Annotated in this window: 19 protein-coding genes and 1 pseudogene; 13 read left to right on the forward strand and 7 right to left on the reverse strand. The window is 64.2% G+C overall.

Going from position 1 to position 25257, the window contains the following annotated elements:
* Positions 1-718 precede the first annotated feature (718 nt).
* The gene (locus QM693_RS02510) at positions 719-1138 is read left to right on the forward strand and encodes a roadblock/LC7 domain-containing protein (RefSeq protein ID WP_283351257.1); all 420 of its coding nucleotides are present in this window, start codon (positions 719-721) and stop codon (positions 1136-1138) included.
* A 64-nt stretch (positions 1139-1202) separates the two neighbouring features.
* Here the strand turns inward: QM693_RS02510 and QM693_RS37745 are convergent, their stop codons facing one another.
* Complete coding sequence (locus QM693_RS37745; protein ID WP_411194585.1) at positions 1203-1436, reverse strand: LysR substrate-binding domain-containing protein; 234 nt, start codon at positions 1434-1436, stop codon at positions 1203-1205.
* Positions 1437-2285: 849 nt separating this feature from the next.
* Here QM693_RS37745 and QM693_RS02515 point away from each other — a divergent pair.
* The 8 genes and pseudogenes from QM693_RS02515 to QM693_RS02550 all read left to right on the forward strand — a co-directional run bounded on the left by QM693_RS02515 (position 2286) and on the right by QM693_RS02550 (position 13583).
* Positions 2286-3746, forward strand: a complete 1461-nt coding sequence (locus QM693_RS02515; RefSeq protein WP_283351259.1) for an MFS transporter — start codon at positions 2286-2288, stop codon at positions 3744-3746.
* An 18-nt stretch (positions 3747-3764) separates the two neighbouring features.
* Entirely contained in the window at positions 3765-4793 is a 1029-nt protein-coding gene (locus QM693_RS02520; RefSeq protein ID WP_283351260.1) for a zinc-dependent alcohol dehydrogenase family protein, read from the forward strand.
* A 32-nt stretch (positions 4794-4825) separates the two neighbouring features.
* Complete coding sequence (locus QM693_RS02525; RefSeq protein ID WP_283351261.1) at positions 4826-6325, forward strand: aldehyde dehydrogenase family protein; 1500 nt, start codon at positions 4826-4828, stop codon at positions 6323-6325.
* A 965-nt stretch (positions 6326-7290) separates the two neighbouring features.
* Positions 7291-8667 carry an MFS transporter gene (locus QM693_RS02530; protein WP_283351262.1) on the forward strand — a complete coding sequence of 459 codons (1377 nt, stop codon included), beginning with the start codon at positions 7291-7293 and terminating at the stop codon, positions 8665-8667.
* Positions 8668-8715: 48 nt separating this feature from the next.
* Positions 8716-10197, forward strand: a complete 1482-nt coding sequence (locus QM693_RS02535) for an aldehyde dehydrogenase (protein WP_283351263.1) — start codon at positions 8716-8718, stop codon at positions 10195-10197.
* A gap of 27 nt (positions 10198-10224) precedes the next feature.
* On the forward strand, positions 10225-10989 hold the full coding sequence (locus QM693_RS02540) for an SDR family NAD(P)-dependent oxidoreductase (protein ID WP_283351264.1): 765 nt from the start codon (positions 10225-10227) through the stop codon (positions 10987-10989).
* 369 nt (positions 10990-11358) lie between these two features.
* Positions 11359-12244, forward strand: a pseudogene (locus QM693_RS02545) (IS30 family transposase).
* A gap of 94 nt (positions 12245-12338) precedes the next feature.
* On the forward strand, positions 12339-13583 hold the full coding sequence (locus tag QM693_RS02550; protein WP_283351265.1) for an MFS transporter: 1245 nt from the start codon (positions 12339-12341) through the stop codon (positions 13581-13583).
* A gap of 231 nt (positions 13584-13814) precedes the next feature.
* On the opposite strand, the gene QM693_RS02555 is transcribed toward QM693_RS02550, so the two are convergent.
* Both QM693_RS02555 and QM693_RS02560 read right to left on the reverse strand, forming a co-directional pair.
* Complete coding sequence (locus QM693_RS02555) at positions 13815-14639, reverse strand: HpcH/HpaI aldolase/citrate lyase family protein (RefSeq protein WP_283351266.1); 825 nt, start codon at positions 14637-14639, stop codon at positions 13815-13817.
* A gap of 110 nt (positions 14640-14749) precedes the next feature.
* Entirely contained in the window at positions 14750-15049 is a 300-nt protein-coding gene (locus tag QM693_RS02560) for a hypothetical protein (RefSeq protein ID WP_283351267.1), read from the reverse strand.
* Between the two features lie 100 nt (positions 15050-15149).
* Between QM693_RS02560 and QM693_RS02565 the strand changes: the two genes are divergently transcribed.
* Positions 15150-15305, forward strand: a complete 156-nt coding sequence (locus QM693_RS02565; protein WP_283351268.1) for a hypothetical protein — start codon at positions 15150-15152, stop codon at positions 15303-15305.
* A gap of 92 nt (positions 15306-15397) precedes the next feature.
* On the opposite strand, the gene QM693_RS02570 is transcribed toward QM693_RS02565, so the two are convergent.
* The 4 genes from QM693_RS02570 to QM693_RS02585 are packed head-to-tail and all read right to left on the reverse strand — an operon-like array spanning position 15398 to position 19556.
* Entirely contained in the window at positions 15398-16384 is a 987-nt protein-coding gene (locus tag QM693_RS02570; RefSeq protein WP_283351269.1) for a ketopantoate reductase family protein, read from the reverse strand.
* A 28-nt stretch (positions 16385-16412) separates the two neighbouring features.
* Positions 16413-17204 (reverse strand): HpcH/HpaI aldolase family protein, encoded by a 792-nt coding sequence (locus tag QM693_RS02575; protein WP_283351270.1) that lies wholly within the window; start codon positions 17202-17204, stop codon positions 16413-16415.
* Positions 17205-17238: 34 nt separating this feature from the next.
* Positions 17239-18690 (reverse strand): aldehyde dehydrogenase family protein, encoded by a 1452-nt coding sequence (locus tag QM693_RS02580; RefSeq protein WP_283351271.1) that lies wholly within the window; start codon positions 18688-18690, stop codon positions 17239-17241.
* Between the two features lie 41 nt (positions 18691-18731).
* Entirely contained in the window at positions 18732-19556 is an 825-nt protein-coding gene (locus QM693_RS02585) for an SDR family NAD(P)-dependent oxidoreductase (protein WP_283351272.1), read from the reverse strand.
* A gap of 203 nt (positions 19557-19759) precedes the next feature.
* On the opposite strand from QM693_RS02585, the gene QM693_RS02590 reads away from it, so the two are divergent.
* The 3 genes from QM693_RS02590 to QM693_RS02600 all read left to right on the forward strand — a co-directional run bounded on the left by QM693_RS02590 (position 19760) and on the right by QM693_RS02600 (position 25233).
* Entirely contained in the window at positions 19760-20599 is an 840-nt protein-coding gene (locus QM693_RS02590; RefSeq protein WP_283351273.1) for a hypothetical protein, read from the forward strand.
* An 84-nt stretch (positions 20600-20683) separates the two neighbouring features.
* Complete coding sequence (locus tag QM693_RS02595; RefSeq protein ID WP_283351274.1) at positions 20684-23746, forward strand: FAD-binding and (Fe-S)-binding domain-containing protein; 3063 nt, start codon at positions 20684-20686, stop codon at positions 23744-23746.
* Entirely contained in the window at positions 23743-25233 is a 1491-nt protein-coding gene (locus QM693_RS02600) for an NAD-dependent succinate-semialdehyde dehydrogenase (protein ID WP_283351275.1), read from the forward strand. Before QM693_RS02595 ends, QM693_RS02600 begins: the two co-directional genes overlap by 4 nt.
* Positions 25234-25257: the final 24 nt, after the last annotated feature.

Consider the following 25257-nt stretch of genomic DNA (forward strand, 5'->3'; position numbering starts at 1 on the left):
GCCATCCGAGCGGTCGATACTTTTGCTACAGACCCCGGCGTTGCTTCCGTTCCGGACCGAGTTGTGCGACGCATTCGGGAACGCCGATCAATTGCGCAAGTGAACAACCGAATTCAATCGCTTTTCGGGGCAGGCTTCTTCATCCTCGCAGTCCGATCCCTCGGCCCTATTGCTGGAACGATGGTGGCATCGACGCAGCCGGAATCGACGCAGAGTTCTATTTGAAGCCTGGCATACCCCTGCTCGTGGATCCGACGATATCGGACATCCGCTGCTGTCGCTGCCAGCACAGCACCTGCTTTCTAGACACCCGATTCCATCTGCAACGCCAGTTCTTCCCGCCGATCCGGACGGCACAGAAACCACCCCAATCGACCTAGGGATGGTGTCGGAATGGCTGACGGACCCCACCACACCCGCAGAAAATAACAGCAGCGAGTGGATCTCGACAGCGGACCTTGGCTGGTCCGCAGCACGCCACGCCGCCGAGAGTTCGGTCACCGGCGTCACCGAAGTCGGACTTCCACAGCGTGTCCCGGGAGCAAGGCTGGTTCCCGGCGCGATACCCAGCCCGGCGCCTTCCGGGAAGAAATCACGCAATCCTGACTCGATCCGCGCGAATCTCGACGCCCACCACAGAGGTATCCAGGCTGGACGGATTGCGCTCCAAACCTCCAAACACGCCATTCCCGAATGAAATTTGAAAGGATCGGATCATATGCATCCAGCACCAGATCGTGCCCTGGACTGGCTCGTGTCGAACTTCGTTCGCGACGTTCCTCGAGTCGTGCACGCAGTGCTGGTATCGACGGACGGTCTGCTCATGGCAGCAAACGACCGACTTCCCGACGCTCGGGCGACCCAACTCGCCGCCGTGGCAGCGGGGCTCGCGAGTCCGGCCGCTGGAGCAGCCGATCTGTTCGACCGCGGCATGGTCGCCCAATCGGTAGTTGAAATGCCGAACGGGTACCTGCTACTCATGAGTGTCGGAGACGGCTCGCAACTCGCGGTCCTTGCAGTCGCCGACTGCGACTCACGACAGGTCGGATACGAAATGGCGTTACTCGTCGAGCGGACGGTCCCAGAGATACAGGCCCTGCCAAGGTCGCGGCCCGAGGCGCTGCAATCCAATTATTGATTCAGATAACGTAGATGACTGCGAAGGGGAACATCCTTCCACCGTGAGGAGCAATTTTCACCGATCAGATGTCAACCAATGACGGGGCAGTCCCGAACGAAATAGTCGAGCGCGGACTCGGGCCTGGGTGGGTATCGAGAAGGATGAGCGGTTCGTCGACGAGTTCCTCGATCGACACCGATGCTTGCTGGGCCAGCGGATGACTGACTGACAAGATCACGTGCATGCGTGTGTCGTAGAGGGCCGCGGTCTTTAGAGCTCGGTCTAGGTGGGCGTTGTACCCGATCGCGATCTCCATCTCACCCGAAGGACAGCAATTGCATGGGCCGTTCCTCGGGCTCGGTGTAGGCACGCATCATGACATCAAAAGGACGGCGTGCAGCGAACGCGTCGAACAGTGTTGGCACCACGAAAGGTGCCAGTGAACCAAAGCGCCCTACAGCGACGCTCCCCTTTCCCGGGTTGGGCAATTGTCCGGGTTCGGATCCTTGGCTGGGTAGGCCCCCGGAAAGCCGCACCGCTTATTGCGTTCCCGACGAGGCAGTAGAGCGGACGTCTGCCGACTAACGAGCCGAGCGTAGCCCTTAAACGTCACGGAATCGACCCAGTCTGATTTCAATGACCGCGGCTACACCGGTGCTACCGCGCCCGCCCCGGTTTGATCGCCGCACGCGATGTTGTAGGCGAGGGCGACACTCATATGACTGATAGCGATGGTCATGAGTGGATCAAAAGATGGCCTGGGTGACTTGCCCGACTCACAAACCCGACTGTTGACTAAGTCTCACATTGCGGGATATGGTCAATATCACTTCGAGTGATTGGGCACTGGCTCTGTTTAACCGCCGGCCTATCGCGCCGACGTGTCAAAGCGGACCGCGTGGTTCGTCTTGATCGAAGCTGTCCACTCCCGTGGAGAAGGAGCGATTCACCCAATACATCGTCGTGTTCACACCACTACGCACCGAACACCAAGCCCAAAGGTAGTAAGACGCATGACCGAACAATGCCGATCGAACGCGTATGAAACTCGTACACGCAGCGTGGCCGACCGCACCCCGGAACGGGCCCTGCCCGCCCTCGGCACCCCGGACGTCACGAGTTCCTGTCAGGCCTCGGGCCCGGCACAAGCGGGAGGTGTCGGCCGATGAACACGCACGTCAATGCGGGCCTGCGGCTTGACGATCTCCCGATCGGCAAGTTTCACCGGCGGTTGGTGGTGCTGGTCGGTCTCGGCATGTTCTTCGACTCGTTCGACAACACGCTGTCCTCCGCCGTGCTGGCATCGATGCTGCCGATCGGCTTCTCGACGCTCGAGTTGAACTCGCTCTTTCTCTCGCTCACGTTCGCCGGTCTCGCGATCGGAGCGGCCTTCGCTGGCTGGCTCAGCGATAGGTTCGGACGGGGCTTTGCCTTCCAATTCAATCTGGCGCTCTTCGGTGTCCTCGCTCTGTGTGCGGCGGTGGCACCGAATATGGAGGTGCTCATCACCCTGCGATTTGTGATGAGCATCGGGATGGGGGCCGAGTACGTCATATGCTGGGGAATTATCAGCGAGTTCATTCCGCGTGGGCACCGAGGCCGTTACCTGGGTCTGCTCGGAATATTCGCCGGGCTCGGGGTTTCGCTGTCCTCGCTCATCGGCTGGGTGGTCATTCCAGTGTGGTCCTGGCGCGCGATGTTCATCATCGGGGGCGTGGGCGCGCTGATCACCTGGTGGCTGCGCCGGAAAATGCCGGAGTCGCCGCGGTGGCTGGAGTCGCGCGGGCGGTACGAGGAAGCCGAGGCAGTCCTGCAAAGAATCGAAAGAGAGTCCGGCGTCTCGAGCCAGGAGGACACCCCGACCCCCCCGAACGCGCACCCGGCGGCCGGCACCGCAGACGAGAAGGCCGAGTGGGTGCCGATCACGGTGCTGTTCTCGCGCCCGGTCATTCGGCGGACGTTAATGGCTCTGATCTTGACCGTGACTTGCCTGTTCGGTTCCTACACCGTCACCGGCTGGATGCCCACCTTCTTCGTGCAGCAGGGGCTGACGGTGTCGAAGTCCCTGGGGTTCAACGCGGCCATCATGTCCGGTTATGTCGCGGGACCGCTGCTGTGCGTGTTCATCACCGATCGCCTCGGACGCCGCAACAGCATCGTGATGTTCGGAACGCTCGCGGCGATCTTCGCTGGCATCTATCCGTTCATGAAAGAACCTGTTCTGATCATGGCCGTCGGCTTCATCCTGGTCGCTATGGCTGCATCGTTCCTGACCTTGTGTTCGGGAACGGCGCCGGAGTTCTTTCCCACCGCCTTCCGCTTCCGTGGCGGCGGCTTCGCTCAGACCGTCGGTCGAGTCGGCTTGATCGCCTCGCCCTTCATCGTTCTGTGGCTGTTCTCCAACTATGGCATCGTCGGGGTCATCCTGGCCGTCTCGGGCATGTACGTCGCCGTCACCCTGCTCTACGCCCTCGCCCGTGTGGACACCTCCCGTGAGGCTCTGGAGCAGATCGCCCCGAACGGTGACACCGATGATGGGCCGAAGGGTCCCGGAGACACGAATAATCCGCAGCGAGAGTTAGATTCGTCCTCCGGTCCGTCGCTCTCTGGCCCGTCCATCTCTTGACCACCGAGGAGCGTTGACATGAAAGCTGTTGTATTTCTGGGCGAAGGCAAGCTCGATATCCAGGAGTACCCCGACCCGAAGCCCGGGCCGGACGAAGTGGTGATCCGCATGAAGGCCTCCGGCATGTGCGGAAGCGACCTCAATCACCTCCACGGCCCGCTGCGCACCGGATCCCAGCTGGTGATCGAAGGTCATGAGCCGTGTGGAGTCGTCGAAAATATCGGTGACGCCGTACGACCCAGTGAGGCCAAGGTCGGAGACCGGGTCATGGTCCACCATTACGACGGGTGCCGAACCTGCCAGTACTGCCGTTCAGGCTGGACCCAGTACTGTCCGAACGCACGCACGGTATACGGCGGGCTGGATGGCGACGGTGGACATGCGGACTTCATGATGGTTCCCGCCCACACGCTCATCAAATTGCCCGACGCACTCTCGTTCAAGACCGGTGCGGCCATCTCGTGTGGCACCGGGACAGCCTTCGGGGCGATCAAGAGGGCCGGTGTGTCCGCCGACGAAACCGTGGCGATCTTTGGGCAGGGGCCCGTAGGCCTGAGCTGCACCATGTTGGCCAAGGCCTTCGGTGCTCGGGTCATCGCCCTTGACGTCGAACCCTCGCGGCTGCAGATGGCCCAACAGTTCGGCGCCGACTACATCGTCAACTCACGAGAGCAGGACCCCGTGGTCGCTGTTCGTGAGCTGACCCGCAACGGCGAAGGCGCAGACAAGTCCATCGAATGCAGCGCCAACGCCACCGTACGTCGTCAGGCGGTCCAGGCACTCCGCCGCTGGGGAACCGCATGCATGGTCGGAGTCTTCGGCACGATCGAGTTGGACAGCGAGGAACTCATCCAATTGCAGAAGACCGTCCTCGGGTCGCTCACCTTCAGCAAGAACCTGCAGGAGGAGTGTGCCCTCTTCGTGGCCGAGCGTGGCCTGGACGTGGAGTCGCTGTTCACAAATGAGTTCCGGCTGGACGAGGCGGAGCGGGCCTACGAGCTGTTCGATCGACGCCAGATCGGCAAAGGCGTCTTCATCTTCGATTGACGGATCGTCGAAGGTCAGGTGAGAGGAAAGCAGTGACCATATCCCAGCAGAACTTCGCGCTGTGCGAGCAGGCCCAAGGTTTTTTGTCCCGCGACGTGCAGCAGCTCGTCATCGACGGCCAGCGCGTCCCGGCCGCGTCCGGGCAGACGCTGACCACCGTCAATCCGTCGACCGGTGAGGTCTTGGCGCGGCTTGCTGCCGGCGAGCAAGCCGACGTCGATCGCGCGGTCCTCGCTGCACGCAAGGCATTCCATGGTCCATGGAGCACCTGGACCCCCTACCAGCGGCAGGCCTTACTGACGCGTATCGCCCAGGTCCTCGACGAGAAATTCGAGGAACTGATCCACATCGAAGCCATGGACATGGGTGCGCCGGTCTCGCGGTTGCGTAACACCAAGCCCGCCTTGATGAAGATGCTGTCGTTCTTCGCCTCACAGGCAGCCAACATCTCAGGTGAGACCCTGATGAACGGCATCCCCGGCAATGTCACCACGATGACGTTGAAGGCCCCGGTCGGGGTCATCGGCGGAATCATTCCCTGGAATGGTCCACTCAACAGTCAGTTCTGGATCATCGGCGCGGTTCTGGCCAGCGGGTGTACCGCCGTGCTGAAGCCGTCCGAGGATGCTTCGCTGTCGGTGCTGCGGGTCGCCGAGATCCTGCACGAGGCCGGGACGCCGGCGGGAGTAGTCAATGTGGTCACCGGCCTGGGCAAGGAAGCCGGCCATGCGCTGGCGGCTCACCCCGACGTCGACCGCATCGCGTTCACCGGATCGACCGAGACCGGCCGCCGCATCATCGAGGCGTCCACCGTCAACATAAAGAAATTGCAGCTGGAACTGGGCGGCAAGTCGGCGGACATCGTGTGTGCGGACGCGGACCTGGACAAAGCGGTACCGGGAGCCGCGATGGGGGTCTTCGCCAACTCCGGCCAGATCTGTTTCGCCGGCACTCGGGTGCTGGTTCAGCGGCCCATCGTTGACGAGTTCACCGAGCGGCTGCTGGCGTTCATGAAAACCTTGCGGGTCGGGCACAGCCTGGACGCCGCCGCCACGCTGGGCCCGGTCATCTCCCAACCCCAGCTGGACAAGGTCCTGTCCTACATCGACGTCGGCCGAGACGAAGGGGCCGAACTGCTCTGCGGCGGCCAACGGCTCGAGGGGGAGCTCGAGAACGGATACTTCCTGGAGCCGAGCGTCTTCGGTGGCGTGACCAACGAGATGCGAATCGCTCGCGAAGAGATCTTCGGCCCAGTTCTGTCGATTCTGCCGTTCGACGACGTGGACGAGGCCATCGCCATCGCTAACGACAGCGAATACGGTCTCGGAGGAGCGGTGTGGTCACAAAATCTGTCCTCTGCGCTTCGGGTGGTCCACGGCGTGCACACAGGCACGATGTGGGTGAACTGTTACGGCTACATCGATCCGTTGGTCGGATTCGGTGGAACGAGGCTGAGTGGGTACGGCTCCAAGGGGAGTGCTGCACATATGGACACCTACCTCTACAGCAAGAGCGTCTACATCGAACTGTGACGATCAGACAAATACAGACCGGCCCCGGGTGCGTCACGCACGCGGGGCCGGTCTGCATTTCGTGATGGGACCACCTCGTAAGTGCTCGGCCGGGACGTCGTTACCGTCCCGTCGTCGAGAGGTCGGCCCGGCCGGTCGCGAACAGAAGGATGTGGAGGATCCCATTCACCGAATGGTGTCGACGACGTGAGAATGCCTCCGGAGCGAGCAGCCTGTCCAAAATGCTCTGCTCCTCGAGCTGGTCACCGAGATCGAGCCTGTCTGGCCGACAGCTGCGACGCTGGAGGCGCTCGAGGCCTCACGATCGTCCGGTATCGCAACATCGAGTCCCTGCATGATGCTTTGCTCACAGCCGTGCGCACCGGACAGTACTCGGTGAGATCGCGAGTCATCGAAATGAATGTGCAGATTCGTCGACCGATCTCTTGATTCTGGCTCATCTGCCGGTCTACCCGCGTCGACGCGAAGACGGCTACGTGCTGACCCAGGGGAGTTCAACCCTCGCGTCTACAGTGCTCCGATCCTCACCAAATCAAAAGGCCGCACTGGGCAGCGTCGGCGTCGCATGGGACGAAATGTTCGACGGGATGTCGAGGTCGAACTCGCGATCGCCGTGGTCAGGCAGACGCCCCGACTATTTCCGATCGCCTCGTGGAGAAGCAACTTGCAGGGCAGTTCGCCACTGTGGCCTGAGCTGTTGGGTGCTAGACACGTGGTATCGACGCCTCGACGCGTCGGTTTCCGTCGATTCAAACTGATCAGACTGCCTCGGCTCCGAATTGCGAATCCCCACACCCAACCTCGTCTCGCCTCTCAGATCCGAATATCGGATCCGGGTCGATCTTTTGCGCGGCAACCATCCCTTTTGCTGTTGACCAAGTCTCATACTGCGAGATATTGTGAAATTGGTCGCATCTGAAACTGCACCGTCCCTCGGTTCGACGACACAGATCTGGGAGCACCACATGACCTCAGCCTTACCGCCGGAGCAGTCGGCGGAAGCCGCTAAGCGCAAGCCTTCCCGCCCCATGGAAATCCGTGCCGTTGTGAGCGGTGCGCTGGGGTCGGCGCTGGAGTACTTCGACTTCGCGGTGTACGGGGCGCTTGCCGCCACGTTGTTCCCGATCCTCTTCTTCCATGAGTTGGGTTCGACTGGTGCGTTATTGGCATCCTTCGCCACGTTCGGAGTCGGGTTCGTCGCTCGACCCGTGGGCGCCATCGTGTTCGGGCATCTCGGTGACCGCATCGGGCGTAAACCGATCCTGTTCACCACGCTCGTCCTGATGGGTGGCTCGTCGATTCTGATTGGCGTACTACCGACTGGACAAGGTTTCGGTATCGCCGCTCTGCTCGTCGGATTACGTTTTGTACAGGGCTTTTCACTCGGTGGTGAGGCGATCGGCAATCAGCTGATGACGATGGAACACGGCGACAAGAGCCGTCGAGGTTTGCTGGGTTCGTTCATCGTCATGGGCTCGCCCGTCAGCCAGGTTCTCGCGAATCTTGCGCTGGTGGTGCTGGGTGCGACTTTGACGCAAGACCAGTTCGAATCCTGGGGTTGGCGTGTGCCGTTCCTCGGAAGCGTCATCATTGTCGTTGTCGCCGTGTTCATCCGGCTGAAGCTGGAGGAGACACCCGCCTTCGTCGTCAACAAGGATATCGAAGAGCGCGTCGTGAAGCCTCGCAGCACAGGCCTGCGAGTCCTGGCCACGCATCCTCGCAAAGTTGCCTTGCTGACCCTTGCATGGGGCGGTTCGTCGCTGAGCTTCTACCTGGTCGCGGTATATGGACTGAGCTACCTGCCCCGTGAGACGGGCATGTCGTCTCAGACAGCGCTGGTGATCCTGATGGTCGCTAACGGAGTATCGGTATTCTTCGCCATTGCCGGAGGCGTGGTGTGCGACCGGATTGGTCGCAAGCCGGTCTTCCTCCTGGGGCTCGCTGGGTGCTTCACCGGCATGCTGCTGTTCTTCACCCTGCCCGGGCCCAACCCCGTGCTCACCGGATCGATCATCACTCTCGTACTGTCCTCGATCCAGTTCCTCAGTGGCGCACAGCCGGCGATGTTCGCAGAGCAGTTCCCGACGGAGGTTCGGTTCTCGGGTGCTGCCATGTCACACACCTTCGCGAACCTGATCTTCTCTGCGCCTGCGCCGTTCATCGCAGCAGCGTTAGCTGCTGTCGGAGGTACCAATTTGGTTCTGGTGTTCACCCTGGTCGTGATCATCGGTTCCGCCTACGCGGTCTCCACGATGCAGGAAGGGCGACACCTCGACCTCGCCGACTTCACGACCGAGGCTCTGCCCGCAACGAAGAAGCCCGGTGCAGCACTCGCTCGATAGATCCGCTTTCACTACAGCACAACGTAAACGAACGAAGAAGGACGTCTAGTGACGAAGTACCAGTTGCACATCGACGGAGAGTGGATCGACCCGGCCAGCGCTGAGTGGCTCGACTCCGTGGACCCGTACAAGGGGACACAATGGGCAAGGATCCCGCGCGGCACGAAGGCCGATGTGGACCGTGCGGTATCCGCGGCGAATCGCGCGATGGCAGAGGGCCCATGGGCGACGATGTCGGCATCGGCACGCGGGAAGACGATGCGCGCCATCGCCGATCTCATCGAGAAGAACGCCCAGCGTCTGGCCGAGATCGAGGTCCGTGACAACGGAAAGCTGCTTGCCGAGATGCACGGCCAACTCGCGTCCATCTCGGAGGTCTGGTACTACTACGCCGGCCTGGCCGACAAGATTCAGGGATCCTCGATCCCCATCGAGAAGTCCAATTCGGTCGCCTTCACCGATCGGGAACCCATCGGCGTCGTTGCTGCGCTCACGGCGTGGAACTCGCCGCTGTGGTTCGCGGCAGTCAAATGCGCTCCCGCGCTTGCAGCTGGCTGCGCAGTGGTGGTCAAACCGTCGGAGTTCGCCTCCGCGAGCACGCTGGAGTTCGCCGAGCTCACCAAGGAAGCCGGGTTGCCGCCCGGGGTGTTCAACGTCGTTACCGGCCTTGGGCACGAAGCGGGCACCGCGTTGGTCGAACACCCGAACATCGCGAAGATCACGTTCACCGGCTCGGATATCACCGGGGCCAGGGTTTACGAAACAGCTGCACGCACCATGAAGCGAGTCTCGCTCGAACTGGGTGGCAAGTCTCCCAACATCGTTTTCGACGACGCGGACCTGGCGAAGGCTGCGACGGGAGTGGTCTCCGGCATCTTCGGAGCGTCGGGCCAGATGTGTTCTGCAGGTTCACGTCTGCTGGTGCACAGCTCGATCAAGGATGAATTCACCGACAAAGTGCTCGCGATCGCCAAGGGTATCCGTTTGGGTGACCCTATGGACCCGCAGACGAACGTCGGTCCCATCGCGACACCGCCGCAGTATCAGAAGGTCTTGGACTACATCGACATCGCGAAGGCCGACGGTGCCCGTCTGCTTCTCGGCGGAAAGCCTGCCTCCGATCCGGATCTTCGGGGCGGCCAATTCGTCGAGCCCACAATCTTCGCCGACGTCACCAACGACATGAGGATTGCCCGGGAAGAGGTCTTCGGGCCCGTGCTGTCGATCATCGAGTTCGACGACGAGGCGCACGCCGTCGCGCTCGGCAACGATGTGGCCTATGGGCTCGTGGCGGGTGTGTGGACCGAGAACGTCGGGCGCGCCTTGCGCATGTCGAAAGCGCTACGCGTCGGAACGGTCTGGGTGAACACCTACCGCACCTACAGCTACATGGTGCCGTTCGGCGGAACGAAGCGATCGGGTTTGGGTCGTGAGCACGGAATCGAGGCGGTGGACGAATACCTGGAGACCAAGAGCGTTGTGCTCTCGACGGACGACACCGCGCCGGCGAATGCCTTTGTGATGCGCTGACGGTCGATACTACGGAAAAGGAAAATTATGACCGAAACTTTGTCGGAAGCACCGGAGCACCAGTCGTCGGCCCCGACTCGTCGTCTTCTCGGACGCCGTATCGTCGTCACCGGCGCGGCGTCGGGAATCGGACGGGCTACGGCCCGATTGTTGGCGAGCGAGGGCGCGTCGGTCGCCCTTCTGGATCGCGATGAGGGCGGTCTCCAGCAGGCCGCCGAACACACCAGCGGTCACGGGTTCGTGGTGGACATCACCGACGAGAACGCCGTCGCCGACGCCGTGAATTCGGCGGCAACCGCACTTGGCGGCATCGACGGGGTGGTCAACGCGGCAGGAATCATGTTCCGCGGCGCAATCACCGACGTCCCGGCTGACGCGTGGAGGCATGTTCTGGAGGTGAATCTGACCGGCACGTACATCGTCCTGCGTAGCTGTATCCCGTGGTTGTTGAAGGAAGAGAACGCAACTGCGGTGAACATTGCGTCGGCGGCAGGATTGCTGGCCAATGCACCCGAGCTCACTGCGTACGCAGCGTCCAAGGGTGGGGTGCTCAACCTGACGAGGGCACTCGCCGCCGAATTGGCACCGAAGGTGCGGGTCAATAGCGTGTGTCCCGGCATGGTCGATACCGCGATGGCCGACGGCCAACGTCAGAACGTCGGGAACTACGCCCTCAACCGGCTGGCGCAGCCCGTCGAGATCGCTCGTGCCGTTCTCTTTCTGACAAGTTCGGAATCGTCCTATGTCACCGGAAGTGCGCTTGCAGCAGACGGGGGCCGGTCGTTCCACTGATATCGCACCTGGAGAACTAGGTGTGAACAGCATGTGCTCGACGTGATTGCCGCCCAGTCCGGTGGCACGAGGGCGTCAGCAGTCCGTTCGGGGCCGTTGCCAGTGCCGCACCGATGGAGGGTCACTCCGGACTGTACGACGAGGATCGGCGAGTGGAGGCTGCGATCGAATCGGCCACCGGCAGCGGCGTCCCGACCGCGCCATCGGTCGCACCTCGAATACCCCGAACGTGACCGACGCCATCGCGCGCGCTGCAGAACGTACTGACTCCTATCTGAGCGAAACTCCGTTAATGAGAAATCAATTTTCCGCTCGGGAGCTGACCAGGCTCAACCGGTGGAAGCAACACCTCGATAACGGAGGTGTGGGATGGGACGACCACCCGGGTGGGCGGCAGCGTTGACGGGGCGTGCGGTGATGCGGTCACCGGGACGACCTCCGATACGCCGAGATCTCGAGCGGGCATTCTGGACGCGGATCGCCGAGGGTCTCACGAGCGACGACGCAGCGACCGCATGCGGCGTGTCGGGGCCGGTGGGGACACGGTGGTTCCGCCAGGCTAGTGGGATGCCACCGATCGAGTTGACCCCGGTCTCGGGGAGATACCTGTCGTTCACCGAGCGTGAGGATATCGCGCTGCTGCGAGCCAAGGGTATGAGTATGCGCGACATCGCTGACCGGATCGGACGGTCACCGTCGACGATCTCGCGAGAGTTGTGGCGGAACGCCGCCACCCGCAATGGCAAGCTCGAGTATCGCGCGTCGACCGCGCAGTGGAAGGCCGATCTCGCCTACTACACCTGCCGCGACTGAAAGGCTATGGAACAGCGACGATGGTGAAGAACGGGCCGGCGCTGTCCGGATATGGTTCGGAGTCCGTTCGTGATGCTCTGGCCGCGACGCTGTCACCGCTGCCCGAGCATCTACGCAGATCCGTGACATGGGATCGCGGAAAGGAACTCGCGCGTCATGCCGAGCTGACCGCCTCAACCGGTATCCGTGTCTACTTCTGTGATCCGTACAGTCCATGGCAGCGCGGAACGAATGAGAATACCAATGGTCTGCTGCGACAATATTTTCCGAAGGGAACTGATCTGTCCCGATACAACTTCCGTGAGCTTCAGGCGGTCGCCGATGCGCTCAACAACCGCCCCCGGAAAGTGCACGTTGGAGAACTCCAGCGGAAGTCTTTGCCGTACAGGTACACTCGTGCCTCACGGCACGGTGTTGCGACGACCGGTTGAATCCGCCCTGAGATCCGAAGTCAATGTTGACGAGAAACCGGTGTGCAGTGGCCCTGGCGCGTATGTCGACCACGGGCGTCGTATACGAGGTTGAGGAGTGGCTCGATGAAGGCAGTTGCACGTTCGACGCCGTCACAGCAAGGCAGAACTTGGGGCCTGGCCCTCTCCGTTCTCGCCGTTTCGGCGTCGACCGCAGTGAGCGTCATCTACATTCCTCAGGCATTGCTGACCGCGATGGCAACGAGTTTTGGTGCTCCTGCGATCGCGACTGCCTCGGTGGCCACAGCGGTGCAGATCGGTTACGCCTGCGGCATCTTCCTGTTCGTACCGCTGGCCGACCGAGTGCACCCTCGTCGGCAGGTCACCGTCCAATCGCTCGCGCTCGCCGCGACGTTGATGTGCTGTGCAGCAATGCCGTCCATCATAGGTCTCGCGGCGAGCTTCTTCGCGGCGGGACTGGTCGCGAACATCGCCCAGGTTCTCATTCCCGCGGTCAGCACACTCGCGCCGGAGGGTAAAGCCGCGACGGCGACCGGAACGATGGTGGGCGCATTGCTACTCGGGGTCTTCGGCGGTCGCATCGTTTCGAGCGTTCTTTCCGACTCGATCGGATGGCGGTTCGTCGTCCTGTTGTTCGCGGGCATGGTGCTTGCGACTGTTCCGTTCACCAGGAGAGCCCTCGACGTGGCCTGGATGCCGTCGGCGCCGTCTGCGAAGTATCGCGCGTTGCTGAGCGACACGCTGCGTTTGGCCACTCGCAGCCCCGAACTCATCGAGTCGGCGGTCCTTCAGTTTCTCGTGTTCGCCGTATTCAACATGTTTTGGACGGTCAGCGTGTTGCATCTGACCGCTGAACCGTACGGCTGGAGCATTCTGCAGGTGGGGATGTTCGGGTTCGTGGGATTGTCGGCGGCGCTGGTCACTCCGTTATTCGGTCCGGCTATCGAACGTTTCGGCCCTGTTCCCGTCATAGGTGTGGCTCTGGTTGTTCTGTTGTGTGCCTGCATCTCCGCATTCTTCGACGCCTACGTCTTGGTGGGGCTTGCACTGACAATGTTTGTGGTCACGTTGGTCAACCAGGCGGTACAGACGTCGAACCAGAGTCGTGTGCTGGCGGCCAACGAGAACAGTGCAGCTCGGGCCAATACGTTGTTCATGGTCGGGGTGTTCATGGGAGGGTCGGTTGGTGCAGTCATCGCGCCCGTCGCCTATGAACTGGGCGGGATGACTCCAGTGGCTGCGTCGGCGAGCCTGCTCGTGACGGTCGGGATTGGTGCCTGGGGCGTTGTCCGCGCTCGACAGAACCGGCGTGGCCAGTCCCACCGTGAGTCTGTCTGCCTGGTGCAGTGAAAGGGGATAGGCCAGCTGCGGCGGGGGCAGTCCCGACCGACTTCGACGGGGTATACGAGTAGATCTCCTGCAGCCCGCGTTCGCGACCGACGCCGCTGTTCTTGTAGACGCCGAACGGCACGGCCTTGGCGTTGCTGGTGGACCCGTTCACCCCGCCATTCACCATTTCCGTGGGAATCGGCTAGCGAGCGGCACCGTCCCGGCAGAGACGACTACAAGGACGTGGCGCTCTCAGATCCGAAGCGCCTGAGCGAGCCGGGTGACGCGTTGCGCCTCTGCCAGTCGTGGGCGGTCCGACCCGTCGCGGATGCGGACGCCGTCGGCCCCGAGAAGTTCGATGACCGACCGGGCGGTCTCGATCTCGTCGGGGGAGGGGCTCAGATGCGAGTTGATGCAGTCCACCTGCTCGGGACGGAGGACGAGTTTGCCGGTCATTCCCGTGGCAATCGCCGGTTGCAGATCCGCGGGAAGGTCGTGGCAATCGCGCGCGCTGGGACCATCGATCGGTGACGCGATGCCGGCGGCGGTACTGGCCACGACCAGGCGTGCACGGGGATAGGCCAGTGCGAGAGGGTCGTACCGCATCCCGGTGTCTCGCCGGAAGTCTCCGCTGCCGAACGCAAGTCGGATGACGCCGGTTGCCGCGGCGATGCCGAGGCTTCGTTCCAGGCCGAGGGCGGATTCGATGAGCGCCACGATCGGGGTACCGGGCAGCCGCTCGCTCGTCGCTTGAACGTGTTCGGGGCTTTCGGTCTTCGACAGTACGACACCCAACAGGCCCGGGGAACCGTCCAGGGCGGCAACGTCGAGATCCCAGTCCGGTGTGGTGACATCGTTGATGCGCACCCATGCGGAGCTGCCGGACAGCCAGGTCAGGACGTTGTCCCGTGCTTGTGGTTTCTCTGACGTCGGGACGCCGTCCTCGAGGTCCATTATGACGGCATCCGCGCCGGATTGCGCGGCATCGTCGAAGGTCTCGCGCTGGGACGCGGCCGTGAGCAACCACGATCGAGCTACTTCCGGTGCGATGGTTCCGTAGGACCGTGAATGCGACACAGTGCTCCAGCTTTCGGTGGGTGGGTTCTCGGCAGACGACATGGTCAGCAATGACCTAGTGCGAAGTGGGGTAAGTAGTGTGACGGTCAAGTTGTCGCGAGCCGGGACAGTCAGCCGCCTGGGCCGCCGGTTCGGCAGTGGTGCGGGTATGCGCTCGCCAAAATGCGAATCTCGTCATGGACACAGTTCGATTCAGGAATGACCTGCCACAATCGCTCAATGAACCGGCGCGTTGTCATTCCGAAGTGCACAAGTACTTCCTCCTCATGAGCGACCCCAAATGGCGCCCACCTGATGGCGAACTCGATGAGGTGCTCAGCCTCGGCGTCAGGATGGTTCCGCTTGCGGTGGGCTTCGATCCGAGCGGCGCGACGCCTCTGGCGCCGTTGCCGATACTCACGAGGGTTCATGGGAATTCACGTCTGATCGGTGCGGAAGCCGCGGAAGTTTCCTCGCCGAAGCGAGAGAAATAAGTGGAGCGCCAGACGCTCTCGCCCTGACCGTCAAATTATGTATGTCACGCCGCGCTCGAGCATTGCGATGGTGGTCGGGGCTCGCGGCGAGCGCCGAAGTCAGGAAGGCGTCGATCCGAGCCGCTGCGGGGACTCCGGGTCGGCCACGACCACCCGGAAGCAGGTCCAGGCACTGGCCAGCGTCGCCCGCTGATTCGGTTCTGGCTACGGTTCGGAGTGAAACCCGTTGGGAGTCCGTCGATGAGCCACACGATCTGCGGGTTGCTACCGGAGCCCGTTGCGATGTCATCTACTGGTGTCGTGATACTGGCCCGTGGCGCGGGCCCGCTGAGTGGCCAGTTCGATCACCAGGTCAAGGTTGGGGGTCGGGACCTGTGCCAGTTCGGCCAGATCGAGGGGAACACGGAACATGGCGTCGATCTCGAGGGGCCGACCGGCCTGCAGGTCCTGCGCGATGCTCTGCAGGTGGCTGGACGTCGCCAGCTTGCTCAGACCCTCGTAGGGATCGCCTGGGTCGCAGCCCAGGGCGCGAGCGATGGCGGCGCCCTCGGCCGCCATCGCCTTGGCGGTGCCGGCGACGGCGGGCTTGTCGAGGACATCCTTCATGGGTGAGACGCTGAGGACGCCCAGCGAGCCGCCGATCAGGTTCATCAGCAGTTTGGCCCAGACCGCATCACGGATCTTCTCCGTGACGGTGGCCTCCAGGCCACTGGGGTTCAAGAGCGAGGCCAGAGTGTCGAGCCGTTCGTCAGGCTGGCCGTCGGGGCGTCCGATGATCAGGCGGTTACGGGGGTTCCCGGCGCGAACCACTCCCGGTGCGACCACGCTGCACGCGGTGTAGGCAACGGCGCCCACGGCCCGCTCGGGACCGATGTGGTTCCACAGCGCCTGTTCGGGGTCCAGCCGTCCCAGCTGGGTGCCGTCCAAGGCTCCGTCGTGAGAGTGGAAGTACCACCAGGGAATGCCGTTCGTGACGAACAGCGCCAAACTGTCCTGGTGGAGCAGGGAACCGACGTGTTCGGCGATGGCGGGCAGGGCCGGGGCCTTGACCGCGACGATCACGATGTCCTGTGACTCCAGATCGCCGGGCCGGTCGGTGGCGACCGGGTGAGAGACCAGCTCTCCGTCACGGGTTTGCACCCGCAGCCCATGCTGTCGGATCGCGGCCAGCTGCTCACCGCGAGCGATCAGCGAGACCTCGGCTTGACCAGCAGCGAGCCGTCCGGCGATGTGCCCGCCTACGGCGCCTGCGCCATATACGCAGATTTTCATGTGTGCTTCCTGTTCCGTGGTGTGGCGATCAGGCGAACTGCCGACGCTTCTGTGCTGCAGCAGCGCTGAGGAATGAGATGTCGTTGCCGGTGGAGACGTAGCCGGCGCCGAGTGCGAGATACTTGTCGATAAGATCCGGCCGCCCACCCATTCCACCGATGCCTACGGTCTTCCCGTGTGCTCGGCAGGCGTCGATGACGTGCAGAAACGCCTCGTGCACCTGGGGGTGATCGACTTGTCCCGCGACACCCAACTCGACGCTGAGGTCGCTCGCACCTACGAGGACGATGTCCACGCCGTCCACTGCCGCGATGGCGTCGGCCGCCTCCACCCCGGCCCGGGATTCGATCATCGCCACCACCATGGAGGCCTGGTCGAGCTCACGGACGGTCTGATCGGCGGGCAGGGAGCGGTAGAGCAGTTGGGGTGCTGCTCCCGCCAGGGAGCGCTCACCGGTGGGCGCATGCTTGACGGCACGGACCGCGGCGCGCGCCTCGTCGGCGGACTGCACGCCGGGTACGACGATCCCCATGGCGCCGGCATCCATGACCCTGGCGATGAAGAACGGGTCCAGGCCGGGGATGCGGACGAGTGGAGTGACGCCAATGTGAGTGCAGGCCATGCAGATCTGACCCGCGGCTTCGAGGGGAAAGCTGCTGTGTTCCATGTCGATGTAGATGGAGTCGAAACCTGCGGTGTGGGCGATGGCGGCGATGTCGACGGTCCGCACGAGTCGGACGGTCATCGAGAACACCGGCTCACCCCTGGACAACTTTTCCTTCATGGGATTGCGAAGCAGGGGGGTGGCGACGTTGTTCATGTTCTGGGGGGCTCCTGACCGACTTGGGGTGTCTTCAGCCGAACAGAGTCGGCAAGGCTTGCGCTTCGTCCTCGAATCCGTACACGGATTTGACTTCGAGGTATTCTTCGAGCCCGAGCCTGCCCATCGAGCGACCGATTCCGGACTGCTTGTAACCGCCCATGGGGGTGTACGAATCCGTGGCGGCGCCGTTGAAGCTGATGCGTCCGGCACGCAGACCGTTCACGACGCGGCGGGCATTCTCACGCTGGCCGCCGAAGACGTAGCCGCCGAGCCCGAAGGGTGAATCGTTGGCGATGCGCAGGGCGTCGTCCTCGTCACGGTAGGTCAGGACGGCCAGAACGGGGCCGAAGACCTCCTCCCGGGCGATCGTCATGTCCGGTGTGACGCCGGTGAACACCGTGGGTTGCACGAAATATCCCTGGTCGAGACCGTCAGGGCGCTCGAGCCCGCCGGTGACGAGGCAGGCGCCCTCGTCGAGACCGCTCTGGATGTGGTCTCTGATCGACTTGAACTGGGCGGCACTGACGACCGGGCCCATGGTCGTCGAACTCTCCAGTGGGTCACCGAGGCGGAAGCGCTGTGCCTCGTCGACCAGGAAGGACGCCACCTGCTCGACCTGGCTCTCGTGCACCAACATTCGGCTGGGGGCATGGCAGGACTGGCCGGCATTGAAGAAGCAGCGCTGGATGTTCCAGCGCGCGGCCTTTTCCAGATCTGCGTCGGGAAGCACGATGTTGGCCGACTTTCCGCCCAGTTCGAGGCAGACACGTTTCACGGTGCCTGCGGCGGCGGCGCCGACCACCTTGCCGGCGCCGGTGGACCCGGTGAACGAGATCATGTCCACGCCCGGGTGGTGGGACAACGCGTCGCCCACCTCGCGGCCGGTGCCGCTCACCAGGTTGAACACGCCCGGCGGCACACCGGCCTCGTGCAGCACCTGAGCCAAGAGCACGCCGCTGGCGGCGGAGTTGAGACTGGGCTTGGCGACAATCGTGCACCCGGCGGCCAGAGCGTAGATGAGCTTGATCACGCCGGTCTGGATCGGCCAGTTCCACGGTGAGATGAGCGCGCAGACGCCGACCGGCTCACGACGGACAATAGCGCCGCCCACCCGAGCCTCGAAGGGGTACTCGCGCAGGAGGTCCCGGGCCACCCTCATGTGTTCGGCCGGGCCCGTGACCTGAGCGCGGTTGCTGACGGGAATGCCGACCTCGCGCGCGATCAACTCGGAGAACTCATCGATGTGCGACTCGTATACGTCGATGATGCGGTCGATCAACGCAATTCGGTCGGCTGCCGAGGTGGTGGAGAAACTCTCGAACGCGCGTTGGGCCGCGGCGACCGCGCGGTCTACATCCGCAGCGCTCCCCAGAGCCACCCGAGCGAAGACCTCCTCGCGGGTGGGGTCGATGAGCTCAATTTCGCGGGGCTCGGTCGGTGCAGTCCATCGACCGTCGATGTATAGGTGCGGGTACTGCCTCATGAGCGAGGTCTCCTCAGACTGTGGGTGGCGTGTCCGGTGGGTCAACTGCTGTGGGTGTAGCCGCCGTCGCAAGCGATCGTCTGGCCGGTGATAAACGCGGACGCCGGTGTGGCCAGGAAGAACATGATGCCGACGAGGTCGGTGGGGACCATTCCTCGCGGGATGCACTGCTGTGATGCCGCGCGCTCACGGCCCTCGACGGTGGGGTTGACGGCGCGCTCGACTTCCGTGGCCACCATGCCCGGTCGGACGCAGTTGACGGTGATCCCGTGACCGCCGAGCTCGCGCGCCAGGGAGTTGGTCATCCCGATCAGCGCCGACTTGGAGGTGACGTAGTGCAGGTAGTTGCCGACGCCGCGGGTCACCGCATCGGATGAGATGTTGATGATGCGGCCGAAACCCGCCGTACGCATGTGCGAGGCCACCGCCCGAACACACAGGTAGCTACCCGTGACGTTGACCTTCAACACCTGTTCCCACTGCGCCACCGGGATCTGATCGAACGGCCCCTTCTCGATGGTCGCGAAGATCGACGCGTTGTTGATCAGTACGTCGACCCGGCCCCACTGTTCGATGACGGTGTCGACCATCGCCACAACGGACGACTCGTCGGCCACGTTCACCTTGACGGCCACACCGACGCCCCCGGCGTCATGAATCTCCTTGACGACCGTGTCCGCCTTGTCGATGTCGAGGTCGGCCACCACGGCAACAGCTCCGGCCGCGGCGAACTGACGCGCCAGCTCGCGGCCGATGCCCTGGGCGGCACCGGTGACGATCACAACCCTCTCCTCGACGCTGAAATCCCGTGCCGACGCCGGCACGCCGGAGTCCTGGGGGGTGTGAGTCAGTGCTGTCGTCGTCATGTTCGATCCTCGTGCATCGCGTCGTGGTGGGCAGGCAGTGGGTGAGGGGCGAAACCGTCTCGGCCAACTGATGTAGACAATATCCCGCAATATGAGATATTGTCAATTGTCGCCTTGTACTGATGCAGGAACGACAGCGGGCGAGACGCCGCAGCCCCTAGGCCTTGCCGCGGGATGACATCGACTTTGTGAAGGAGCAAGAGATGCGTGTAAGCACGGCATCCGAGACCGGCAGTGAACGAGTCGGAACCATGCGTGAGGGAAAGCTCGACCAGAAGCACCTGCTGTTTGGTGAAGATGGCTCGCCCAACAATTACGACCTGAACATGGGTTACACGGGCGGTGGTGGTTGGCGGACCCCTCGCCATCGGCACGATTTCGACCAGATCCGCTACGTCATCAGTGGAAGGTTGCCCTACAGCGAGACCGACTTCCTCGAGGAAGGGTGGGTGGGGTATTTCCCGGAAAGTGTCCACTACGGGCCGCAGGAGCGCGCCGAGGGTCTTCGCACCCTGGTTCTGCAGGCCGGCGGCGCGAGCGGTAACGGCTATCTGAGTGTCGCCCAACGCGAGGCGGTGAACGCCGAACTGAACAAGACCGGCGAATTCAAGAAAGGCCTGTACCACTACACCGACGCCAACGGCGTGCCCCAGACCGTTGATGGCTCGCAGGCGATCTTCGAGCGCGCCACCGGGCGCAAGCTCGAATTCGCAACTCCGCGATACACCGATGTCATCGCGATGAACCCGCAGGCCTACGACTGGGCGCAGCAGGGCGACGCGGGGGTCTCGGAGAAGTGGCTGGGAAGCTTCACCGAACGCAACCTCCGGATCGGATTCCTGCGCCTCGACGCCGGCGCCGTGTACCAGGCGGGCCAGCACCCCTCCATCGAAATCTTGTTCCAGCTCAACGGCAAGGTATCGGCGGGCGGCGAGAAGTACGGTCCCGAAACCGGATACGAATTCTTGGCCAATGAGGGTCCGGTGCCCGTCGAGGCCATCGAGCCGACCGAGTTCTTCCGCGCGGTTCTGCACACGTTCTGAGTCGACACGAGGCAACACGGAGCACACACAGCCCCGTGTTGCGCTCACCGGCCACTGCCTGTCTCTACGAGAAAGACTCATCCCATGACCGATTCCGTCAGCCGCCCGGTGTTGCACGACCCCGAAGTTCTGCACCAGCGCAACCCTGTCGACGGCGCACCGGTGGACACTGGTGACGGGGCCGTCATCGAGGTACGCAATCCGGCGACGGGGTTGCTCCGAGAACTCTCGGAGGCAGGGGTTTCCGCGGACGCGTCGCCGCGGCGGCGTTCCGAGTATTCCTACGACGCCTCCAACTACCGCGTGGAACCGCTCGCGGTCGCGTTTCCGCGCACCGTCGACGACGTGGTGGCCGCCGTCATGGCGTGCCGGGCGAGCGGCACCGCGGTCATCGCCCGAGGGGGCGGAACGTCGATGGCCGGCAACGCCATCGGCCCCGGACTCGTCCTGGACTTCTCGCGGCATATGGATCGCGTCCTCGCCCTCGATGAGGAGGCCGGGACGGTCGACGTCGAACCCGGCGTCGTCCTCGCGGCACTGTCCCGCGAGGTGGAACGCGCCACCGGCGGTCGCTGCACGTTCGCGCCCGACCCTTCTTCCAAGAACCGCGCCACGGTCGGTGGAGCGATCGGCAACGACGCATGCGGCAATCACTCCGTGCGCTACGGCCGCACCTCCGACCACGTGGCGGAAATCGACCTCGTCACGTCCGATGGCGCGCGGCTGACGGCGACCGAGACGGGCCTGCGGGCAACCGATCCCGCCGACTCATTCTCTATCACCCGAGCGGAGACCCTCTCGGCGTCACTGGCCCGGCTCGCCCAGGAGAACCTGAGCACCTTCCGCCTCGAACTCGGCCGCATTCCCCGGCAGGTCTCCGGCTATCACCTCCAGAATCTCCTGCCGGAGAGGAAGTTCAACATCGCACGCGCCGTCGTCGGCTCCGAGGGAACGTGGGCGATAGTCGTGGGCGCCCGCATGAAGCTCGTGCCGAAGCCGGCGACCGCGCTCCTGGTCTGCCTCGGCTACCACGACGTCGTCGACGCCGCCCGCGACATCCCCGCCATCCTCGAGTTCTCACCCGCCGCCGTCGAGGGCACCGACGAGGCCATCGTCGCCACCATGCGGCACCGTCGCGGACCCGATTCCGTCCTGGGCCTGCCCGAGGGACGGGCGTGGCTCTTCGTGGACCTCGACGGCGACGACACGGAGGCGGTGCGCGCTCAGGCGGACCGGCTGCTCGCACGGCTGGCAGAGAACGGGCGGCTCGTGCACGGCCGTGCGGCCGCGGACCCCGCCGAACGCGCCTCGCTCTGGCGCGTCCGGGAAGATGGGGCGGGACTGTCCTCCCGTCTGGCGTCGGGGGGTGAGTCGTGGCCGGGCTGGGAGGACTCGGCGGTCGCCCCCGACGAGCTTGCTGACTACCTTGCCGACCTTCGCGAACTCCTGGCCGAGCACGAGCTCACCGGGGTTATGTACGGGCACTTCGGGGCCGGCTGCATGCACATCCGCATCACCTATGATCTGCGCAGCGAGGAAGGCCGCGAGGTCTTCCGCACGTTCACCCGCCAGGCCGCCGAACTCGTGGTCCGGCACGGCGGATCGCTGTCCGGTGAGCACGGCGATGGCCGGGCTCGGTCCGAGTTTCTGCCCCTCATGTACTCGCCCGAGATGATGGCCGCGTTCTCCGAGTGCCGCCGTCTGTGGGACCCCGTAGGCATCCTGAATCCAGGCTCGATGACCGAGCCCGATCCCATGGACGCGCACCTCGCTCTCGCGGGGGTGCCGCAGCGCGAATGGCGCACGAGCTTCGACCTACACCCGGCACATGCCGGGACGGATCCGTGGGTACACGCCGCCCAGGGCTGCATCGGCGTGGGCCGGTGCCGCGCGGACAGCGGCGGGGTTATGTGCCCGAGCTATCGCGCCACGCGCGACGAAAAGGACTCGACGCGAGGCCGTGCCCGCGTCCTGCAGGACATGGTCCGCGGCGCGCGCACGGTCGAGGAGGGCTGGCGATCCGAGGAGGTCCGGGAGGCGCTGGATTTGTGCCTGTCGTGCAAGGCCTGCTCGACCGACTGCCCAGCCGGGGTGGACATGGCCACATACAAGTCGGAATTCTTCGACCACTACTACCGCGGCCGCGTGCGTCCGCTCGCGCACTTCTCCCTCGGATGGCTCCCGCGCTGGCTCAAGCTGACAGGCCGCCTCTCCGTCGTCGTCAACGCCGTCCTCGCGACCCCGTTGGGCAAGGTTGCGGCAGCGTCAGGCGGGCTCACTACCAAGCGCGCGCTTCCGCGGTTCGCCGGCGCGCGGGAGTGGCGGCGCGAGATCGCCGACGCTGGCGCCCATGCTGCAGGCGAGACCGACAGCACGGACTCGGTGGTCCTGTTCGTGGACACGTTCACGCGCGGTTTCCGGCCCGAGGTCGCGGGCGCGGCCACCCGCGTCCTCGCCGACGCCGGACACGTCGTCGAATGCTCGCCCGACGCCTGCTGCGGCCTGACATGGATCTCCACGGGTCAGCTCGGTACCGCGAAGAAGCTACTTTCCAAGGCCGCAAAGGTGCTCGACGACGGTACCGACCGGCCGATCGTCGTCGTTGAGCCGAGCTGCGCGGCCGCGCTCCGGAAGGACCTCCCCGAACTCGTCCACACCGAGCAGGCCAAGCGCGTCGCCGCACGCGTGCGCAGCTTCGCCGCGCACGTCGCCGAACGAGTGTCCGCAGGCTGGGAACCGTCCCCGGCAAGCCCTCCGCCGGAACAGGCCGTGCTCCAGACGCACTGCCACGAGTACTCGGTCTTCGGAGCTGCGGCCCAGCGGACGGTGCTCGAAGCGGCCGGCGTGCGCAACGTCGTCGACGCGAATGGCTGCTGCGGCGTGGCCGGGAACTTCGGCTTCGAAGCCAACCACTACGACGTGAGCATGCAGGTCGCAGAGAACGCGCTTGCCCCCGCACTCAGGGCCACCGACGAAAGCGCTGCGGTGCTGACCGACGGCTTCTCGTGCGCCAGACAGGTAGACCAGCTCGATCCCTCGAGACCCGGCCTGCACCTGGCTCAAATCCTCGACCCGGGCACAACCACCAGCCCGACCCCGACCACCACCACAGCCCGCCACACCAAGGAAACAGAGGAACTCCCATGACCACCACCGACAGCGACCTCCGTACCTCACAGCGAGCACGCGAGGCCATCGCCAAAGTCAGCACAGGCATCTTCATCGACGGGCAGTGGAGCGAAGCCGCGTCCGGTGCCCGCTTCGACGTCGTCAATCCGGCAACCGAGGAAGTCATCGCGACCGTGGCCGACGGCGGCCCCGAGGACGCACTGCGCGCCATCGAAACCGCAGGCCGCGCACAGAAGGACTGGGCCAAGACAGCTCCACGTGAGCGCAGCGAGATCCTGCGCCGCGCCTACGACATCATCATGGCGCGACAGGACGAGCTCGCCCTCATCATGACCACGGAAATGGGCAAGCCGCTCACCGAGGCCAAGGGCGAGGTCGCCTACGCTGCCGAATTCTTCCGTTGGTTCTCCGAAGAAGCCGTCCGCATCGGCGGCGACCTCACGACAACGGGCGACGGGAAGAACCGCATCCTCGTCTCACGCGAACCCGTCGGCCCCTGTGTACTCGTCACCCCGTGGAACTTCCCGCTCGCCATGGGCACACGCAAAATCGGACCGGCCATCGCGGCCGGCTGCACGGTCGTGTTCAAGCCCGCCAACCTCACCCCGCTCTCTTCCCTAGCGCTCGTGGACATCCTGGTCGAGGCCGGGCTCCCCGCCGGCGTCGTCAACGTCGTGTGCACGACCAAGGCATCCTCGGTGGTCTCGCCCTGGATGGCGAGCGGCATCGCCCGCAAGATCAGCTTCACCGGTTCGACCGAGGTGGGCGTCCGCCTGCTCGAGCAGGCGTCCCAGCACGTCATGCGCTCGTCGATGGAACTCGGCGGCAACGCCCCCTTGATCGTCTTCGCCGACGCCGACCTGGACCGTGCTGTCGAAGGGGCGGTCGCGGCCAAGATGCGCAACATGGGCGAGGCCTGCACGGCCGCGAACCGGATCTTCGTCCAGCGGCCCGTCGCCGAGGAGTTCGCTCGCCGACTCGCCGCACGGCTGGGCTCGCTATCGGTCGGGGACGGCGCCGAGCCGGGCACCGACGTCGGCCCGCTCGTGGAGGAAAAGGCCCTGCGGAAGGTCCAGGAGCTCGTCGACGATGCCGTCAACAAGGGCGCGAAGGTCGTCTGCGGCGGGAACCGGCCGGACCACCCGGGCTACTTCTACTCGCCCACCGTCCTCTCGGACGTCTCAGCGGACGCGGACCTCATGACCGAGGAGATCTTCGGTCCGGTGGCTCCGGTCGTCCCGTTCGACACGGAGGAGGAGGCCGTCCGCATAGCCAACGACACCCCGTGGGGGCTCGCGGGCTACCTGTTCACCCAGGACGTGGACCGCGGCTTCCGAGTGGGGGAGGCCCTCGAGGTCGGCATGGTCGGCCTGAACACGGGCATCGTGTCCAACCCCGCCGCGCCGTTCGGCGGCGTCAAGGCCTCGGGTCTGGGCCGCGAGGGCGGACGCGTGGGCATCGACGAATTCCTCGAGTACAAGTACATGGCGGTCCCGCGGACATAGCTCGCTGGCCGCGGCCGAGAGAAA

This window comes from Rhodococcus sp. IEGM 1305, assembly GCF_030058635.1.
Taxonomy (GTDB): Bacteria; Actinomycetota; Actinomycetes; order Mycobacteriales; family Mycobacteriaceae; genus Rhodococcus_F; species Rhodococcus_F opacus_D.

Bases quoted from the DNA above. Each gene is read 5' to 3' on its own strand.
- QM693_RS02510 (WP_283351257.1), top strand. From the start codon at position 719: ATGCATCCAGCACCAGATCGTGCCCTGGACTGGCTCGTGTCGAACTTC.
- QM693_RS37745 (WP_411194585.1), bottom strand. From the start codon at position 1,436: ATGGAGATCGCGATCGGGTACAACGCCCACCTAGACCGAGCTCTAAAG.
- QM693_RS02515 (WP_283351259.1), top strand. From the start codon at position 2,286: ATGAACACGCACGTCAATGCGGGCCTGCGGCTTGACGATCTCCCGATC.
- QM693_RS02520 (WP_283351260.1), top strand. From the start codon at position 3,765: ATGAAAGCTGTTGTATTTCTGGGCGAAGGCAAGCTCGATATCCAGGAG.
- QM693_RS02530 (WP_283351262.1), top strand. From the start codon at position 7,291: ATGACCTCAGCCTTACCGCCGGAGCAGTCGGCGGAAGCCGCTAAGCGC.
- QM693_RS02540 (WP_283351264.1), top strand. From the start codon at position 10,225: ATGACCGAAACTTTGTCGGAAGCACCGGAGCACCAGTCGTCGGCCCCG.
- QM693_RS02550 (WP_283351265.1), top strand. From the start codon at position 12,339: ATGAAGGCAGTTGCACGTTCGACGCCGTCACAGCAAGGCAGAACTTGG.
- QM693_RS02560 (WP_283351267.1), bottom strand. From the start codon at position 15,049: ATGAACCCTCGTGAGTATCGGCAACGGCGCCAGAGGCGTCGCGCCGCT.
- QM693_RS02565 (WP_283351268.1), top strand. From the start codon at position 15,150: ATGTATGTCACGCCGCGCTCGAGCATTGCGATGGTGGTCGGGGCTCGC.
- QM693_RS02570 (WP_283351269.1), bottom strand. From the start codon at position 16,384: ATGAAAATCTGCGTATATGGCGCAGGCGCCGTAGGCGGGCACATCGCC.
- QM693_RS02575 (WP_283351270.1), bottom strand. From the start codon at position 17,204: ATGAACAACGTCGCCACCCCCCTGCTTCGCAATCCCATGAAGGAAAAG.
- QM693_RS02580 (WP_283351271.1), bottom strand. From the start codon at position 18,690: ATGAGGCAGTACCCGCACCTATACATCGACGGTCGATGGACTGCACCG.
- QM693_RS02585 (WP_283351272.1), bottom strand. From the start codon at position 19,556: ATGACGACGACAGCACTGACTCACACCCCCCAGGACTCCGGCGTGCCG.
- QM693_RS02590 (WP_283351273.1), top strand. From the start codon at position 19,760: ATGCGTGTAAGCACGGCATCCGAGACCGGCAGTGAACGAGTCGGAACC.
- QM693_RS02595 (WP_283351274.1), top strand. From the start codon at position 20,684: ATGACCGATTCCGTCAGCCGCCCGGTGTTGCACGACCCCGAAGTTCTG.
- QM693_RS02600 (WP_283351275.1), top strand. From the start codon at position 23,743: ATGACCACCACCGACAGCGACCTCCGTACCTCACAGCGAGCACGCGAG.